This is a genomic window from Arthrobacter sp. SLBN-122 (genome assembly GCF_006715165.1).
Lineage (GTDB): Bacteria > Actinomycetota > Actinomycetes > Actinomycetales > Micrococcaceae > Arthrobacter.
The window spans coordinates 1,283,194-1,299,910 of the sequence record NZ_VFMS01000001.1 but is presented as its reverse complement, the minus strand read 5'-3'; the positions used below and the strand labels follow the sequence as shown (position 1 = coordinate 1,299,910).

Genomic DNA, 16,717 nt, shown 5'->3' with positions numbered 1-16,717 from the left:
CTTCACCCAAAGGAAGAATCATGTCTGATAACAAGACGCCGGACACCGACCTGTTGGCGGCACCGGCAGCCCGGCGGCGGATCTTCGCCTCCACAATGCTGGGAAACGTGGTCGAATATTACGACTTCACGCTCTATGGAACCCTGGCAGCTATCATCGCCACCCAGTTCTTTCCCTCCGGCGATCCCACCGTCGCCCTCCTGGCCGTGTACGTCGGCGTCGTCCTTTCCTACGCCATCCGCCCCCTCGGTGGCATCATCCTGGGGCCGCTGGGCGACATCAAGGGACGGAAATTCGTGCTGATCCTGACCATCGCCCTGATGAGCATCGGGACGGCAGGGATTGGTTTCCTGCCGACTTACGCTGCCATTGGCGTCACAGCACCCGTTCTGTTGCTGCTCTCCCGGCTCCTTCAGGGAATCGGAGCCAGCGTTGAATACACGACGGCGGCAAACTTCCTCTTCGAACATGAACGGGGCCGCCGGCCCAACTTCATCGCCGGGGTGCTGAATTCCACCGCTTCCGTGGGTTCCTTCCTTGCGGCAGGGCTGGCTTATGTCCTCAGCGTCGCCATGCCGGGAGACGTCTTCACCTCATGGGGATGGCGCATCCCCTTCCTGCTCTCGATCCCCATTGCCCTCATCGGCGTCTACATGCGCAACCACCTCAGTGAGACCCCCGAATTCCAAGAAGTGGTCCGGACAGTCGCAGCCGAAAAGGTCAAGCAGACCCCGCTGCGCACCGCGTTGCGGCTGTACTGGCGAGACATGCTGAAGGCTATCGGCCTGGGCGCCGGGCAGCGGATTGGCTCCTACACCATCCAGGCGTACTTCGTCACAGCTCTGATCACCGCAGGCTTCCCGGCGTCCCAGGCGCTACTGGCCTCAATGCTGACCTACCTCGTTGGACCCATCACCAGCATCTGGGGTGGACAGCTCTCGGACAAGTACGGTGCCCGGCGTGTACTGCTGACCGGATACGGACTCTTCGTCGCCCTGACCGTGCCGGCCTTCTACGCCATCAGCAACAAGTCCATCCTGCTGGCCACCGCCGCGGTCATCGTCTTCACCCTCATCAACAACCTTGTCGCGGCGCCATTGAGCGTGGCCTACGTGCTCAGCTTCCCACCGGAAGTGAGGGCAACGGCTGCAGCCCTGAACTTCAACATCGGCACCTCCGTGATCGGAGCCACCGCAGGACTCGTCGCCGTATGGCTCTTCTCGGTCACCGGGTCCAATGTCTCGTTCGGCTGGTACACGACAGCCGCATGCGTGGTGTCGATCTGCGTGGCGATCTTCGCCCTCCCCGCTGCACTCCACCGGGTGCTGCCTGCCAAAACGGAGGTAGCAGTTACGGCCTGATCAGGAGTTTGGCCGGGACGAGGCATTTGCCCGTCCCGGCCTTTCCCCTGCTCACCCCAGAAAGCTTCAGCGATCCGCTGCCAATGGTGTGCGGGGCCTGGCGGTAGAGTCCCTCACGATGAGGCGTCCGCTCAGCGTCCGGTCTCCCCGCCGGTCCTGGGGCGCACCTATAGCCAGCAGCAGTTCGTTGGTGGCCGCCATCCCCAGCTGGTGGCTGGGCTGGTCCACAACCGTCAGCTTGGGGCGGACCAGAGTGGCCCATTCCTGGTCGTCGAATCCGATCAAGGACATATCTTTCGGGCACGCGATCTCCAGATCCTGCAGGGCCGCGAAGGCCCCTGCGCTCAGTTCACTGTCCGTGCAGTAGATCGCGGTCAGCCCGGGGTTATCCCTTATCAACCGCCGGGTAGCCTGGTAGGCCGCAGCCTTTGCATAGGCGCTGTGCGCGACGTACTCGTCCCGGTACCGAATTCCCGCGCTCTGGAGTGCATTCACATATCCGAGGAGACGTGCCGCGCTGGGCCGCAACTTCTTGCCCTCCTCAGGGACAGATGCCTGCCATCCCTCCGGCATCAGCGCCTCGGTGACTATCCCGATGTCGCGGTGTCCAAGGTCAATCAGGTGATTAACGGCAAGACTGGAAGCCTCCACGTGATTCACCGAGATGTAGGAAGCAGCCTTGACTTTAGGGGCCGGGCGATCTAGCAAGGTCACTGCAATACCCTGGCTCTCCAGTCTTTCCAGGTGCTCTGTTTCCTCTGTGGAAACAGGCGCAATGACAATGCCGTCTACCCGTTTACCAGCGAGAAGTTCAACGGCGCGGCGCTCCAGCGCCAGATCGCCCTCGGTACTACTCAGCAGGACCTCATAACCTGCGTCGCGCGCCGCAGTGGAAATTCCCCTCATCGCGACGGCGAAGAAGTGGTTTCCCACATCGGGTATCACCACGCCAATGGTCCGCGTTCGCCCAGTGATCATGCTGCGGGCAAGGGCGTTGGGCTGGTAACCCAGTTCATCCGCCGCTTTCTGCACCCGTTCCCTTGTCTTCGGGCTGACCGATCCGTACCGAGCCAGCGCCCTGGCGGCAGTTGACTTCGAAACGCCTGCCTTCAATGCGACGTCGATAATGGTGGCTGGAGGAAGCGGCGGTTGGCTCACGGGGTTCCCCTCCTCAGGAAGTTTCAGCGCTGCGTCCGCGGTTGCCGACTCAATACACCCGTTTTTGGGATCGTTATCATGCTCTCACGGCCAGCCCGGAGGTTAAGGCGGCGCTTGACTGTCCTGACGTCTGGGTGCCTCCTTTAGTGCACTGTGCCCAGTTCGATGAGCAGGACGCCGCCGATGATGAGTACGAGGCCGAGCATCATGACGGGGGTGATGGCCTCCTTGAAGAAGACGCGGCTGGCCAGGGCAGTGAGTGCGACGCCGGCTGCGGCCCAGATGCCGTAGGCAACGCCGAGGCTCATGCCCTGGTCCAGGGTCAGCGTGAGGAGCGTGAACGCCAGGACATAGCCGACGCCGACCGGTACGTACCAGCGCCGCTTACCGGTGGAAGCGACCCGCAGGAGGAGGGTGGCGCTGACTTCAGTGAGGATTGCCGCTGCCAGCAGCAGCCACATCATGAGTTGACCATTTCTTTGGCAGGTTCCTCCGCCGGCTCCTTGCGCGATCCGAGTTCAACGCAGAGCACACCGCCGATCACCATGGCGACGCCGATCATCATCACCGGCGTCAGCGCTTCGCCGAAGATGAGGGCCGCCAGCAGCACGGTGAGTGTCACCCCCAGGGCAGCCCAGATGCCGTAGGCAACACCGAGGCCCAGGCCTTTGCGGAGGACTCCGGCGAGGAATGCAAAGGAGGCGGAATAGCCGAGAACCACCACGATGAAGAGCGCAGGATTATCCAGGGCCGCTTTCAATGAGAGGGAGGCTGTCACCTCACTCAGGATGGCGCCGGCGAGAAAAATCCACTTCATCCAAAAAGTCCTTGACATTCGTTTGGGCTGGTTCCCGTGGATGCAACGCCGCGATTGCTGCCGGTGTTCCCGGGCTTCCCGCCGGGAAGGGCAGGCGGGAAGCCGGGGACGCTGGCTAGGTTTGCGGAACCAGTTCCAGTCCGGCCACGGCGGAGCTGCCGAGGTCACTGCCGGTGAGTGGCTGCTGCGCACTCAGGGCGTTGGCCCAGGTGTCGGTGTCAGCCACTGCTGCCCAGTTCGAGTTCAGCAGCGCGAGCAGCGTGGTGTGCACTGTTTTTGCGTCGGCGGAACCTGCGTCATTGGCGAGGTTGATGGCACCCGTGGCATCGGAGAGGACTTCGGTGCTGAAGCCGAGGAACTCTGCCTCCACGGCGGAGGCGAGCACGCAGTTGTTGGTCATGTAGCCCACCAAGGTGACCGTGTCGACGTCGTGCTTCCGCAGCCACTCGGCAAGGTCCGTACCGGCGTATACCGAGCCGTACTGCTTGACCAGCGACTTCCATTCGCCGGTCCTGCGGCGTTCGATCTCGGGGTGCAGCTCGAAGGCAGGTGTGCCGGGAGCAAACACCGGCGCGCCTTCGCCCGCGGAGTGCTGGATCACGGCGATGGGAATGCCGGCGGCCGTGGCGGCGTCCACCGCTTTGGCGATTGTGGGCAGGGACTCCTGGTGCGGCGGGTACTGGATTTCGAGGGGGCCGCTGAAGTACTGCTGCTGCACATCGATGAGGATGAGGGCGCGGCGGGGGCTGCTCATGGTCTTGGTTCTCCCTGGCGTTTGATTCGGCTGCCGGTTGGCGGCCGTTCCACTCTTCCCGTTCCCGATGCAGGTCAACAGTGGCACGAAGGCGAACGTACGATGGATTCGGGCCAAAAGTACGGGGAGGGGTGCCATGAGGATCGCCGTGTATGCCTTCGACGGGGTGACGATGTTCCACCTCTCCGTGCCACAGATGGTTTTCGATGAGGTGGCGCGGCAGGGCCTTGCCGGCTGGACGACGGTTCTTTTTTCCGACCAGGAAGGCGGGATCACCACCGCTGAGGGATACCGGCTGGGGGAGATGGAAGGACCGGCGGCCGCAAAGGAAGCGGACATCGTGGTGGTGCCTTCATGGTTCGACGACGGGCGAATGCTGGGCAATTCGCTGCGGCAGGTGCTCCAGGAGGCACACGGGCGCGAGGCACCCATTCTGGGTTTGTGCCTTGGCGCGATCCCCGTGGCCGACGCCGGACTGCTCGCCGGGCGTCCGGCCGTCACGCACTGGCAGGCGTTCGACTCCCTTGCTGCGCGGCACCCGGATGTCCCGCTGGACCAGTCTGTCCTCTACATCGACCACGGTGATGTGCTCACCTCCGCCGGCACTGCTTCGGCGCTGGATGCCTGCCTGCATGTCGTGCGGGCCCGCCTGGGGGCGGAGGCAGCCAACCAGGTGGCCCGCAGCCTGGTCATCGCGCCGCACCGGCAGGGCGGACAGGCGCAGTACATCGAGCATCCGGTGCCGGCGCGCTCAAGTGACGACCCGATTTCGCGCCTGCTTGAATGGGCGCTGGCCCGCCTGGGGGAGCCGCTGACCATCGACCGGCTGGCGGCCCAGGCGCACCTGAGCCGCCGCACATTTGTCCGCGCCTTCCGGGCAGCAACCGGGACCACTCCGGCCGCCTGGATCCGCGCCCGCCGCCTGGACGCAGCCCGGGGGCTGCTCGAAACCACGGACCTTTCGATCGAACAGATCTCCGCCGACTGCGGATTCGGCAACGCTGTCACCCTGCGCCAGAACTTCGCAGCCGCCTTTTCCACCACCCCCACGGACTACAGGCGGCGGTTCGACGCGCGGCATGCGTAGGACAGACGTACGCCGTAAGAGAACCGGGCAACTTCCTGCAAAAACCCCGGTTAAGTGCCAGTTTCCGGACGTACACTGACCTTCGCACCACACGTTTGTGGACACTCCGTCAGGTTGGAGCCCGGCCTTGCTCTGGAAGTTGCTCGTCGAATACCTGCGGCCGCACCGGCCGCTGCTCGCCGCCGTCGTGGTTTTCCAGCTGGCGCAGTCCATCGCGTCGCTGTACCTGCCCACGTTGAACGCGGACATCATTGACCAGGGTGTGGCCAGGGGCGATACCGGTTACATCATGTCCACGGGCAGCTTCATGCTGCTCATCACGCTGGCCCAGATCGTGTGCGCCGTCATCGCCGTGTACTTCGGCGCCAAGGCCGCCATGGGCCTGGGCCGCGACCTGCGCGGCGCCATCTTTGAACGGGTGGGAGAGTTCTCCGAGCAGGAGGTCACGCGCTTCGGCGCCCCCAGCCTGATCACCAGGTCCACCAACGACGTCCAGCAGGTCCAGCAGCTGGTGCTGATGTCCGCCACCTTGATGGTTGCCGCGCCCATGCTCAGCATCGGCGGGGTGATCATGGCCATCCGGCAGGACGCCCAGCTGTCCTGGCTCATTGCCGTGTGCGTCCCGGTGCTGCTGATCGCCGTCGGCCTGATCGTCACGCGCATGGTGCCGCTGTTCCGCAAGATGCAGGCCCGGATCGACACCGTGAACCGTGTCCTGCGTGAGCAGCTCACCGGCATCCGCGTGGTGCGGGCATTCGTGCGCGAGGACATGGAAACGGCCCGCTTCGCCCGCGCCAACACCGACGTCACGGACGTTGCCCTGCGCGCCGGCCGCCTGATGGCGCTCATGTTCCCCGTGGTCATGCTGGTCCTGAACGTCTCCAGCGTGGCGGTGATCTGGTTTGGGTCGTTCCGGATCGAGGACGGGTCCATGCAGGTGGGCACCCTGATCGCGTTCCTGAGCTACCTGATGCAGATCCTGATGTCCGTCATGATGGCCACCTTCATGGCCGTGATGATCCCGCGCGCGTCGGTGTCCGCGGACCGGATCGGCGAGGTGCTGGGTACCGAGTCCAGCGTCCGGCCGCCCGAGAACCCGGTCACCAGCGCGGCCCTCGCAGGCGGGAAGCGGCGCGGCGAGCTGGAGATGCGCGACGTCGGATTCGCTTACCCGGGTGCCGACCAGCCCGTCCTGTCCGGAATCAGCTTCACCGCCAAGGCGGGCCAGACCACGGCTATCATCGGCAGCACCGGGTCCGGCAAGACCACTCTGGTGAACCTGATGCCGCGGCTTTTCGACGTCACCTCCGGGGCGGTGCTGATCGACGGCGTGGACATCCGCGAGCTGGATCCGGACCTGCTCTGGGGGCACATCGGCCTGGTGCCGCAGCGGCCGTACCTGTTCTCCGGTACGGTGCGGAGCAACCTGCTGTACGGGAATCCGGACGCCACGGAGGACGAGCTGTGGAGCGCGCTGGAGATCGCGCAGGCCCGGGACTTCGTGGAGGAGATGGAGGAAGGGCTGGACGCGGCCATCTCGCAGGGCGGCACCAACGTCTCCGGCGGTCAGCGGCAGCGGCTGGCCATCGCCCGGGCCCTGGTGAAGCGGCCCGAGCTCTACATCTTTGACGATTCGTTTTCGTCCCTGGACACGGGCACCGATGCCCGGTTGCGCCAGGCCCTGAAGCGCAGCACCGCCGGCGCCACGCTGGTGATCATCGCCCAGCGCGTGTCCAGCATCGTGGATGCGGACCGGATTTTGGTGCTCGACGACGGCAGGATCGTTGCGCACGGAACGCACCATGAGCTGCTGGAGACGTCAGAGACGTACCGCGAGATTGTCTCGTCCCAGCTCGCAGCGGAGGAGACGGTATGAGTCCGGAACCCACTCGTGAAGCCGGCACCAAGGCCGGGCCTGCGTCCAAAACTGCAAGTGCCGACGTCGTACGCATTCCCCGCCCGGCCGGCGGACCGGGAAGGGGCGGTCCTTTTGCCGGGATGAACGTCCCGGCCGAGAAGGCGATGAACTTCAAAGGCTCAGCCAAGCGGCTGCTGGCCACCCTGCGGCCGGAGCGTGCGTGGCTGATCCTGGTGCTGTTCATGGCCGTGGCGGGCGTGGTGCTGCAGGTGATCGGGCCGCGGCTGCTGGGCGAGGGCACCAACCTGATTTTCGCCGGGGTGGTGTCCAAGCAGCTGCCGCCGGGCGTGACGCAGGCGCAGCTGATTGCGCAGCTGCGGGCGGCGGGGGAGAACCAGAAGGCGGACATGCTCAGCGCCATGACGTTGACGCCCGGGACGGGGATCGATTTCGGGGCGCTGGCCAGCGTGCTGACGTGGGCGCTGGTGCTGTATGTGCTGGGGTCGGCGTTCATGTGGGGGACGGCGTATGTGCTGAACGGCGTGGTGCAGCGGACCGTGTTCGGGCTGCGCGAGAAGATTGAGGCGAAGATCAACCGGCTGCCGCTGCGGTACTTCGACTCGATCCAGCGCGGTGAGCTGCTCAGCCGGGTGACGAACGACGTGGACAATATTTCGCAGAGCCTGCAGCAGTCCATCAGCCAGGCGGTGACGTCGGTGCTGACGGTGCTGGGCGTGCTGGTGATGATGTTCATCCTGTCGCCCACGCTGGCGCTGATCGCGCTGGTGACCATTCCGCTGACGCTGGGGATCACTGCGCTGATTGCCAAGCGCTCGCAGAAGCTGTTCGTGCAGCAGTGGAAGAACACGGGCGAGCTGAACGGGCAGATCGAGGAGACCTACACAGGGCACGCGCTGGTGAAGGTGTTCGGCCGGCAGCGCGAGGTGGGGGAGCGGTTCCGGCAGAAGAACGTTGAGCTGTATGAGGCGAGCTTCGGCGCGCAGTTCATATCCGGGCTGATCATGCCCGCCATGACGTTTATCGGGAACCTGGTGTACGTGGGGATCGCTGTCGTGGGCGGCCTCCAGGTGGCGTCCGGGGCGATGCAGCTGGGGGATGTGCAGGCGTTCATCCAGTACTCGCGGCAGTTCACGCAGCCGCTGGCGCAGCTGGGGTCCATGGCCAACCTGCTGCAGTCCGGCGTGGCTTCTGCTGAGCGGGTGTTCGAGCTGCTGGACACGGAGGAGCAGTCGGCGGATCCTGCGGGGGCCTCCCTTCAGAGTCCGGACGGTGCTGCGCGGGGGCGGCTGGTGTTTGAGGATGTGTCGTTCTCGTATTCACCGGACAAGCCCCTGATTAGTGGGTTGTCGTTGGTGGCGGAGCCGGGGCAGACTGTGGCGATTGTTGGACCGACGGGGGCGGGCAAGACCACGCTGGTGAACCTGATGATGCGGTTCTACGAGCTGGACGCAGGTCGGATCACCTTGGACGGCGTGGACATCACCACCATGACGCGGAACGACCTGCGCTCGCGGATGGGGATGGTGCTGCAGGATACGTGGCTGTTCGGGGGGACCATCCGGGACAACATCGCGTACGGGCGGCCTACTACTTCTTCGGACGAGATTCTGGAGGCGGCAACGGCTACCTATGTGGACCGGTTCGTGAAGTCCCTGCCCGAGGGGTACGACACGGTGCTGGACGACGAGGGCGCCAACGTGTCCGCTGGTGAGAAGCAGCTGCTGACGATTGCGCGGGCGTTCCTGGCGCAGCCGTCTGTTTTGATTCTCGACGAGGCGACGTCCTCGGTTGATACCCGGACCGAGGTGCTGGTGCAGAAGGCGATGAGTGCGTTGAGGTCCGACCGGACGTCGTTTGTGATTGCACACCGCCTGTCCACCATCCGCGATGCCGACCTCATCCTGGTGATGGAGAACGGCCAGATCGTGGAGCAGGGGACGCACGGTTCACTGCTGGCTGCCGGCGGCGCTTACGCGCGGTTGTACGAGGCCCAATTCGCGGCGCCGGTGGCGGAGGTTTAAGGGGCTCGCTTCCGCTCGTCGCCGCGGTGGGCATCAATATCAAGGCCCGTTCTGTCGCCCGACGGCGGCTGGGCTGGCCTTGCAGGACGATGGAAAGGCAGCCGGGGCAGCGGGGCCCTCCGCCCCTATCGGGATGACACGGGAAGGCCTATCTTTACCTGACCCAGCCCGAGGAAAGGAACAATGATGTTCACCTTGCAGATCAGCTATCCAGTCCGGGATTACGAGGCCTTCAAGAAGGTATTCGACAGTGATCCTGCAGGCCGCGCTTCCTCCGGCGCCAGGTCTGTCCGGCTTTTCCGGGATACCCAGGAGCAGAACAGCGTTACCGTACTCCTTGACTTCGATACCAAAGATGCTGCGGACGGCTTTCTGAAGGGGCTCCGCCGCGACGTGTGGGACAACCCCGACGTGATAGGGCAACTGATGACCGCAGCGCCCTCGGCCAGGATTCTGGAGGAGACGGCGCGCGAGGGCCAGGGCGCGGGCTGACCGCAGAATAGGCGCGAGCTGAAAATCCCCATCGAGCAGCCTCCCGGATCCGGCCTTTGAAATGAAAGCGGACGACGGTGGGTGCCCACCCGCCGTCGTCCGTTCCGCGCAAGCCGCCCAAAGACGACGACCCGCAACTAACTCAGTGCCACAACCCCAGCGCGAACTCGGCAATAACCGTGGACAGCAGGAACGACGCCGTGATGGCCACCAGCCCCACCGGGATGATCTTCCAGCCGATGTTCTTCAGGAGCGGGATGTCCTTGCCCAGGGACAGGCCGGCCAGGGTCAGCATCACGGTGGCGATGGACAGGAAGTCCACGGTCTTGACGGCCGCGTTAAGCGCCTCGGCCCCGAAGAACCACGGGCTGGAAATGTATGCGCCGATGGTGGTGATGAACACGATGGCAGAGATCTTCCGCGTCACCTTCGCCAGCGCGATGCCCACCAGGACAAGCGCCAGCAGGACCACATACCCCAGCACGATGGTCAGGCTGAACCCCTTCGCTGCGATCGACGCCGTGCCAATACCCAGAACCGTCAGCACAGACAGTGAAAGCCACAGCGGCAGCTTGATGGCCGCGGAGGACTCGGCCACCCGCTCACGGAACCGACGGTTCTCCTCCGCCTGCGCGGCCTCGCGCTCCACATCGGCAGCGCTGCGGGCCGGAGCGGCAGGAGAGCCAGAACCAGCACCAGCAGCAACAACCTCACGGCTCACCTGCTTCCGCGTCAGCACCCGGTAGAACTTGTCCGCCAGCGGCAGCGCCACATAGATGCCCACGTACACGCCCAGCACCGTGGTGATCAGGTTGGATACGGCGGCCATGCCCAGGACAGCTTCCTGGTCGCCCGGGTAGGCGGCGGTGATGCTCGCGACGGACGCGGCCATCATGGAACCGGACCCCACGCCGGCGCCCATGGCCAGCGCCAGCGGATCGAAGATCTTCCAGTTGGCCACCAGCGAGGTCAGCAGCGTAATGAACACGGCGCCGAAGAGGGTCCCGAACACGTACATCGCCAGCACGCCGCGGTACTGGTCCGAGTCCGGGCCGTACTTCTCGGACACCATGGCGAAGGACGGTTCACGGTCCAGCGAGAAGGTGGCACCCACGGTGGCCTTGCCCATCCGCAGCAGCACGGCCAGCGGCAGCGCCAGCACGATGGTCCCCAGCAGGTGGCCCACCTCCTGCAGCAGCAGCGCCGGACCCGCCTTCAGCAGGGTGGGCAGGCTGGGGCCGATGTTGAACGCCAGCCGCGCCACCAGCAGCAGCACGGCCACGCCCACCAGGGCAGCCGCAACCCGCTGCAGGTCAATGCCCAGCGGCTTGAACTTCTGGATGGACACCAGCAGGCCAAGGATCAGGCCCCACACCATGGGAAAAATGATGATGGCGCCGATGCCCAGGTCGATCTTCGCCTGCCCAATGAACTGCACGGCGAGGGCAATCACGAACGCCAGAGCGGCGATGGGGATGGTCAGCCTGGTGCCGGCCTTATCCGTCCGGGCTGTTTTGACAGTGCTCATGATGCGCCTTCCTGGGTGAAAGTACGACGGCGGTACGCCGCTTGGGTGAAGCGTTGACGTTGGGTGGGGGTTGAGGCAGCCGCGGCAACGGTCCAGGCCAGCGCGGTGCCGGCCTCGAACATCACCCCGTACGCCTGCGGAGTATCCGCCAGTGCGGCGAACGCATGCGAATGGATGGGAACGTCCGCACCCGGAATGCTCAGCCACGGGTGCAGGGACGGGATGACCTGGGAGATGTTGCCCATGTCCGTGGAGCCGCCGCTCAGCCCGGCGGCGGGCGAGGTGTCCTTGCCGAATGCGTCCATCGCCGCGGTCCAGTGCGCTGCCAGGTCGTCATCCTGGATCAGCGGCTCATACAGCGGTTCGGTGTCCTCGAACGCCAGCGTGGTTCCGGTGGCAAGCGCTGCCCCTTCGAAGCAGCGGCGCACCCGCACCAGCAGCGCCTCGAATTCGCGCAGTGTGAAGGCACGGCACTCGAACTCCACCACGGCCTTCTCCGGGATGATGTTGGTGACATGACCGGCCTCGGCCACAAAGCAGGCAATCCGGTGGTCGGATGGGATCTGCTGGCGCAGCAGGCCGATCGCCACCTGGCTCAGCACGGCCGCATCCGCGGCGTTCACCCCCATGTGCGGGGCGGCCGCCGCATGGGCCGCCTTGCCGGTGAACGTGGCCTTGTACCGGCCTACAGCCTGGGCGCTGGTGCCGGCCGGGTTGTAGGTGACCCCGTCCTGGACGGGGTGGACCATCAACGCCAGCCCCACGCCGTCGAACGCCCCCTGCTGCAGCATCAGCGCCTTGCCGCCGCCGTGCTCCTCCGCCGGGGTGCCGATGGCCTTGAGCGTGATGCCAAGTTCGTCCACGTACGGCTGTAGCGCCAGTGCCGCAGCCACGGACGCGCCGGCGATCAGGTTGTGCCCGCAGGCGTGGCCGATACCAGGCAGCGCGTCGTACTCCACGCACAGCGCCACCGCCAGGTCGCCGCTGCCGGCAGTCGCGGTGAAGGCGGTGGGCAGGCCGCTGGTGCCGTGCTCCACCTCGAAGCCGCCCTCGGCCAGCAGCGCGGTGATGGCCTCCGCGGACTTCACCTCCTCGAAGGAGACTTCCTTGAAACCGTGAATGTCCTTGGCCAGCGCCTCCACCTTGGGTTTCCAGCGTTCGACGCCGTCCGCCAGGGCAGTGCGCAGCGCATCGGCCGCGGGGGTTGTGTCAGTCGTTTCCATGGGTCTCCTAGTAGGACAGGGACGGGAAGGGGGAACCGGCGGCGCGTGTGGGCACCCAGACGGCCTTGGTCTGCGTGTACTCGTCCAGCACGCCCGGGCCGGAGGAACGGCCGTGGCCGGAATCTCCGAACCCGCCGAACGGCACCGCCACGTGGATGGTCTTGTAGGAGTTGATCCAGAAGGTGCCGGCCTTGACCTCGCGGGCCACGTGGTGCGCCCGGGAAACGTCCGAAGTCCATACCGCGCCGGCCAGGCCGAAGCTGGTGTTGTTGGCCCGGGCAATGGCCTCGGCTTCAGTATCAAACGCGTCCGCGCCCACCACTGGTCCGAAGACCTCGGTGGTTTCCAGCCGGTTCTGGGGCGTGACGCCGTCCAGCAGGGTGGGCATCACCCAGTGCCCGCCCTTCAGGGCTGAGCCGCTCAGCGCCTCCGGCAATGTGGCCCCGGTGAGGCGACGGCCGCCGTCGTCCATTCCTGCCTCGATCAGGCCGGTAACGGTGGCGAACTGCTGCGGGGTGATGATGGGGCCCACCTCGGTGTCAGCACTGAGCGGGTCACCGACGCGAAGCCTTGCTGCCTTGGCGGCGACCAGCTCCACGAATTGTGCGTGCACGCTCCGTTCCACCAGGAGCCGGGACCCGGCCACGCAGGATTGGCCCGCGCCCGAGAAGATGGCGGAGATGGCTCCGTCCGCGGCCCGGTCCAGGTCGGCGTCGGCGAAGACGATGTTGGCGCTCTTGCCGCCGAGTTCCAGCAGGGCCGGGATGCCGGCCTGGGCTGCTGCCACGGCAACGCGGCGGCCGGTGGGGACGGAACCGATGAAGCTGACCTTGCCCACGCGGCGATCGGTGGTGAGGGCTGCGCCCACCGTCTGGCCCAGGCCGGCGGCAACGTTGAAGACGCCGGCCGGAAGCCCTGCTTCGTGGGCGATCTGGGCGAGCCGGACCGAGGACGCGGGGGTGAATTCGCTGGGCTTGATGATCACCGCATTGCCCGCGGCGAGCGGTGCGGCAGAGTTCCAGCCGGCGGTGAACAGGGGAGCATTCCAGGGGGTGATGGCGACGACGACACCCCACGGCACGCGCTCGGTGTACGTGTGCCAGTTGCCAGGGACGGGAATGGTCTGTCCGGTGAGCTTGTCCGCCCAGCCTGAGTAATAGCCGAACATTTCGGCCACCTTGGCGGCTTCTGCACGGGCGTCGCGGATGGGCTTGCCGGTGGTGGCCGATTCGAGGATGGCGAGTTCCTCGGCATGCTGCTCCACCGCGCGGCTGACATTGCGCAGGATGGCGGCCCGCTCGAAACCGTTCAGCCGCCCCCACACGGCGGCTCCCGCCGTCGCGCTTTCCAGGATGGTGTTGGCACCCTCGGCTCCAGGGTCCGCGTAGGTGGCGAAGGGCTCGCCGGTGGCGGCGGCGGTGAGGGTGATGCTGTCACCGCTGCCGGTGGCTATGCCGCCGTCAATGAAGGCACCAAGGCCGTCCGGGAAGGCGGCGTCCAGGACTTCCCTGGCAGTGGCCGCGGAGGATGAGGTGGGTGCTGTGGTGATACTCAAGATGCTGTTCCTTTGGGGGATCGTGTCGCTGGAGGCCTATGCAGCGGACGGGGTGCCGGGCGCGCCGGCCGGGGTGATGGCGGGAGCCACCGTGCGGGCGATCTCGGTAAAGTCGGCCTTTGGTCCGAGCACTGCCAGGGCGTCCTGCCACTGGTTGGCGACGGCGGCCAGGAGCGCGGGCTTCTCACCGATCTGCGCCGCGACGTCCACGGCCAGGGCGGCGTCGCGGGCCATCAGCCCCATGGAGAAGCCCGAGTCGTGGCTGCCGGTGAGGACCCAGTTGGGGTACATCGTGGCCGAGACCTTGCTGCCGCCGGAGGCACCGCTGATGCTGGCCGCTGCCGTGGCGGGGTCGATGCCGTACGCCTTGGCCACGCCCAGGGCCTCGCCCACGGAGGCGAGGTTGGCGGCCGCCAGGACGTTGTTGAGGAGCTTGACCACGTTGCCGCTGCCGGGGCCGCCGATGTGGCTGAAGTTGCCGCCCGTGAGCGCCAGCAGGACGGGCTCGGCGGCCTTCAGCGCGGCATCCGTGGCGCCCACGAAGGCGCTGAGCCTGCCGGTTGCGGCGCCGTCGCGGCCGCCGGATACGGGGGCGTCGATGAAGGCAGCCCCATGGGATTCCGCGAGCTCGGCCATGTGCTTGCTGGTGGCCGGCTCTGAGGTGGTGGTGTCGACGATGGCGACGGTTCCCGGGCTGGCCAGGAGCTGCGGCACGGTGGTTTCCACGATGCCGGCGGCGGGGAGGGAGAGGACGGCGTAGGGGGTTCCGGCCAGGCCGGCCAGGGAGTCCGTGGTGCTGATGCCTGCTTCTTCGGCAGCTTTCCGGGCGGCTTCCGAGGGGTCGAAGCCGGTGACGTCCCAGCCTGCCTTGTGCAGGGTGGCGGCCATGGCTCCGCCCATGGCGCCGAGGCCGATGACGGCGACGCGGCGGTTTTGTGGCTCGTTCATAGGGGTACTCCTGGGTGGCTGTGGTGGTTCTGGGTGCGTCGTTCTGTTTGTGCAGCGCAGTTAGTCGAGGTAGATGTCCAGGTCTTTCCAGAGCTGCTGGGTGCGGCGGATGGTGGCCCGGCTGCGCTCCGGGTGCGCTGCTTCCATGCCGGCGAGCAGGCCGTAAACCAGGGAGTTCGCGGCGGTGACGGACTGGAAGAATGAGATGCCTTCGGAGGCCACCACCAGGAGGTGGTCAGCTGCCGTGGCCAGTCGGCCGCGGCGCAGGTCGCTGATGGCGACGACGGTGGCACCGGCCTGCTTGGCGGCTTCTGCGGCGATGATGATCTGCTTGACCGAGCGCCACATGTTGATGACCACTAGGACGTCGCCGGGGCCCAGGCTGTTGGTGCTTGAGGCCAGGTGCGGGCCGGCGCGGCTTTCCAGGCTGATGGGATAACCCATGGTGGACCCCAGGTGGGCCATGACGCTGGCGGGTCCGGCAAAGGAGCCAATGCCGACGACGGTAATGGACTTGGCTGCCGCCAGCGCGGCAATGGTGGCCTCGGCTTCCTCCGGGGTGTTGGAGTCCAGCGTCAGGCGGAGGTTTTCCATGTCGTGGTTGATGGCCTCATACAGGGGGCTGCGGGTTTCCCCGTGCTCGGTGAGGGTGTCTTCGGTGGAGATCATCACCAGGTAGCGGGAGCGGAGTTCCCGCTGCAGGTCGGGCCAGCCCCGGTAGCCCAGGTGCTGGGCAGTGCGCACTACGGAGGAATTGTTCACATCAGCGCGCTGGGCGATTTCGGCGATGTCCGCGTAGGAGGAGAGCTGCGGGTTGCGGCGGATGACCTCCACCACCCGGCTCTGGGCCTTGGTCAGCGGAACATGGGGCAGGGCGTCGCCGAGCCAGGCGTGCGAGCTGATGTCGGAGCCGTTGGTATCCAGTTCGACGGACTGCTCGGGTGCCTGCTCTGGGAAAGCGCTGGGGTTCACGGTAGGCCTGTCCTGTAACGCAGATCACTCTGCAAGTGCAATTGCATCCAATGTACTCTGCAATTTCGTTTGCGAACAGGGCTTTGCGTTTCCGGGATGTAAATCTTGTTCCGGGTTGCTCGGGCAGCTCTGTAGCCCCGCCGGGCAACCTGCAGCGCATCACGGTGGATGGCGCCAGCAATGCAGTCGATTATGTCCGGTTCACGGTCACGGGCAACAGCGCCCCGGGTGCAGACGTGCTGAGCTGGGAAAAGGTCCCCTTCAGCGGGTAGTCACCCAGCGGAAGCTGACGACGGCGGGTTCCCGCCCGCCGTCGTCCGCTTCTTTGCGGAGGTCTGGACCCCGGTAGCCGGCGGATCTATCGTGAAAAGGTGGCGGCTGCCTGACTGGCAGGATGCCAAGCCCTGCCAGTCCGCTGTTGCGGCCGTCCGTTTTTAGGAGGCAGCAGATGGAACACGTAGAAGAGACCGTTGACGTCGCTGTACCGGTGCACACCGCGTACAACCAGTGGACCCAGTTCGAATCCTTTCCACGGTTCATGTCCGGCGTGGAATCCGTAACCCAGCTCACCGACACCACCAACCACTGGGTAACCAAAGTGGGTGGTGTCCAGCGCGAATTCGACACCGAAATAGTCGACCAGGAGCCGGACGACCGCATCGCCTGGCGCAGCACCGACGGCAAGTCCCACGCCGGAATCATCAGGTTCACGCCGCTGGATGCCAACCACACCAAGGTCAAGGTCCACTTCGAATGGGCGCCGGAAACCGCCACCGAAAAAGCCGGCGCGGCCCTGAAGGTCGACGAGATGCAGGTGAAGGCGGACATGCGGAAGTTCAAGGACTTCATCGAATCGCGCGGTACCGAAACCGGCGGCTGGCGCGGCGAGGTCAAGGACACCGGGCCCACCGGACAGTTCTAG

At 65.8% G+C, this 16,717-nt stretch carries 15 protein-coding genes; 6 read left to right on the top strand and 9 right to left on the bottom strand.

Going from position 1 to position 16,717, the window contains the following annotated elements:
- Nucleotides 1-20 precede the first annotated feature (20 nt).
- The gene (locus FBY36_RS06145; RefSeq protein ID WP_142117790.1) at nt 21-1,361 is read left to right on the top strand and encodes an MFS transporter; all 1,341 of its coding nucleotides are present in this window, start codon (nt 21-23) and stop codon (nt 1,359-1,361) included.
- Between the two features lie 66 nt (nt 1,362-1,427).
- Here FBY36_RS06145 and FBY36_RS06140 read toward each other — a convergent pair whose 3' ends face one another.
- The 4 genes from FBY36_RS06140 to FBY36_RS06125 form a co-directional block, all read right to left on the bottom strand.
- Nucleotides 1,428-2,519, bottom strand: coding sequence for a LacI family DNA-binding transcriptional regulator (locus FBY36_RS06140; protein ID WP_142117789.1), 1,092 nt, complete (start codon nt 2,517-2,519; stop codon nt 1,428-1,430).
- A gap of 143 nt (nt 2,520-2,662) precedes the next feature.
- Nucleotides 2,663-2,983: a DMT family transporter gene (locus FBY36_RS06135; RefSeq protein WP_142117788.1), complete on the bottom strand. Its 321-nt coding sequence runs from the start codon at nt 2,981-2,983 to the stop codon at nt 2,663-2,665.
- Nucleotides 2,980-3,336, bottom strand: a complete 357-nt coding sequence (locus tag FBY36_RS06130; RefSeq protein WP_142117787.1) for a DMT family transporter — start codon at nt 3,334-3,336, stop codon at nt 2,980-2,982. The genes FBY36_RS06135 and FBY36_RS06130 overlap by 4 nt, the downstream gene beginning before the upstream one ends.
- 115 nt (nt 3,337-3,451) lie before the next feature.
- Nucleotides 3,452-4,090 carry an isochorismatase family protein gene (locus FBY36_RS06125; RefSeq protein ID WP_142117786.1) on the bottom strand — a complete coding sequence of 213 codons (639 nt, stop codon included), beginning with the start codon at nt 4,088-4,090 and terminating at the stop codon, nt 3,452-3,454.
- A 136-nt stretch (nt 4,091-4,226) separates the two neighbouring features.
- Here FBY36_RS06125 and FBY36_RS06120 point away from each other — a divergent pair, with 136 nt between their 5' ends.
- The 4 genes from FBY36_RS06120 to FBY36_RS06105 all read left to right on the top strand — a co-directional run bounded on the left by FBY36_RS06120 (nt 4,227) and on the right by FBY36_RS06105 (nt 9,569).
- Nucleotides 4,227-5,177: a GlxA family transcriptional regulator gene (locus FBY36_RS06120; RefSeq protein ID WP_142117785.1), complete on the top strand. Its 951-nt coding sequence runs from the start codon at nt 4,227-4,229 to the stop codon at nt 5,175-5,177.
- A 127-nt stretch (nt 5,178-5,304) separates the two neighbouring features.
- Nucleotides 5,305-7,053 (top strand): ABC transporter ATP-binding protein, encoded by a 1,749-nt coding sequence (locus tag FBY36_RS06115; RefSeq protein ID WP_142117784.1) that lies wholly within the window; start codon nt 5,305-5,307, stop codon nt 7,051-7,053.
- Complete coding sequence (locus tag FBY36_RS06110) at nt 7,050-9,077, top strand: ABC transporter ATP-binding protein (RefSeq protein WP_142117783.1); 2,028 nt, start codon at nt 7,050-7,052, stop codon at nt 9,075-9,077. The genes FBY36_RS06115 and FBY36_RS06110 overlap by 4 nt, the downstream gene beginning before the upstream one ends.
- A gap of 183 nt (nt 9,078-9,260) precedes the next feature.
- Nucleotides 9,261-9,569, top strand: a complete 309-nt coding sequence (locus tag FBY36_RS06105) for a hypothetical protein (protein ID WP_235008736.1) — start codon at nt 9,261-9,263, stop codon at nt 9,567-9,569.
- Nucleotides 9,570-9,711: 142 nt separating this feature from the next.
- Here FBY36_RS06105 and FBY36_RS06100 read toward each other — a convergent pair whose 3' ends face one another.
- Genes FBY36_RS06100 through FBY36_RS06080 form a run of 5 tightly spaced genes read right to left on the bottom strand, consistent with a single transcriptional unit; the run spans nt 9,712 to nt 15,747 of the window.
- Nucleotides 9,712-11,097 (bottom strand): DUF3100 domain-containing protein, encoded by a 1,386-nt coding sequence (locus FBY36_RS06100; protein WP_142117782.1) that lies wholly within the window; start codon nt 11,095-11,097, stop codon nt 9,712-9,714.
- Entirely contained in the window at nt 11,094-12,320 is a 1,227-nt protein-coding gene (locus tag FBY36_RS06095; protein ID WP_142117781.1) for an amidohydrolase, read from the bottom strand. The genes FBY36_RS06100 and FBY36_RS06095 overlap by 4 nt, the downstream gene beginning before the upstream one ends.
- A 7-nt stretch (nt 12,321-12,327) precedes the next feature.
- Nucleotides 12,328-13,875 (bottom strand): aldehyde dehydrogenase family protein, encoded by a 1,548-nt coding sequence (locus tag FBY36_RS06090; RefSeq protein WP_142117780.1) that lies wholly within the window; start codon nt 13,873-13,875, stop codon nt 12,328-12,330.
- Between the two features lie 36 nt (nt 13,876-13,911).
- Complete coding sequence (locus FBY36_RS06085; RefSeq protein WP_142117779.1) at nt 13,912-14,823, bottom strand: NAD(P)-dependent oxidoreductase; 912 nt, start codon at nt 14,821-14,823, stop codon at nt 13,912-13,914.
- A gap of 60 nt (nt 14,824-14,883) precedes the next feature.
- Nucleotides 14,884-15,747 (bottom strand): MurR/RpiR family transcriptional regulator, encoded by an 864-nt coding sequence (locus tag FBY36_RS06080; protein ID WP_142122512.1) that lies wholly within the window; start codon nt 15,745-15,747, stop codon nt 14,884-14,886.
- Nucleotides 15,748-16,243: 496 nt separating this feature from the next.
- Between FBY36_RS06080 and FBY36_RS06070 the strand changes: the two genes are divergently transcribed.
- The gene (locus FBY36_RS06070) at nt 16,244-16,717 is read left to right on the top strand and encodes an SRPBCC family protein (RefSeq protein WP_142117777.1); all 474 of its coding nucleotides are present in this window, start codon (nt 16,244-16,246) and stop codon (nt 16,715-16,717) included.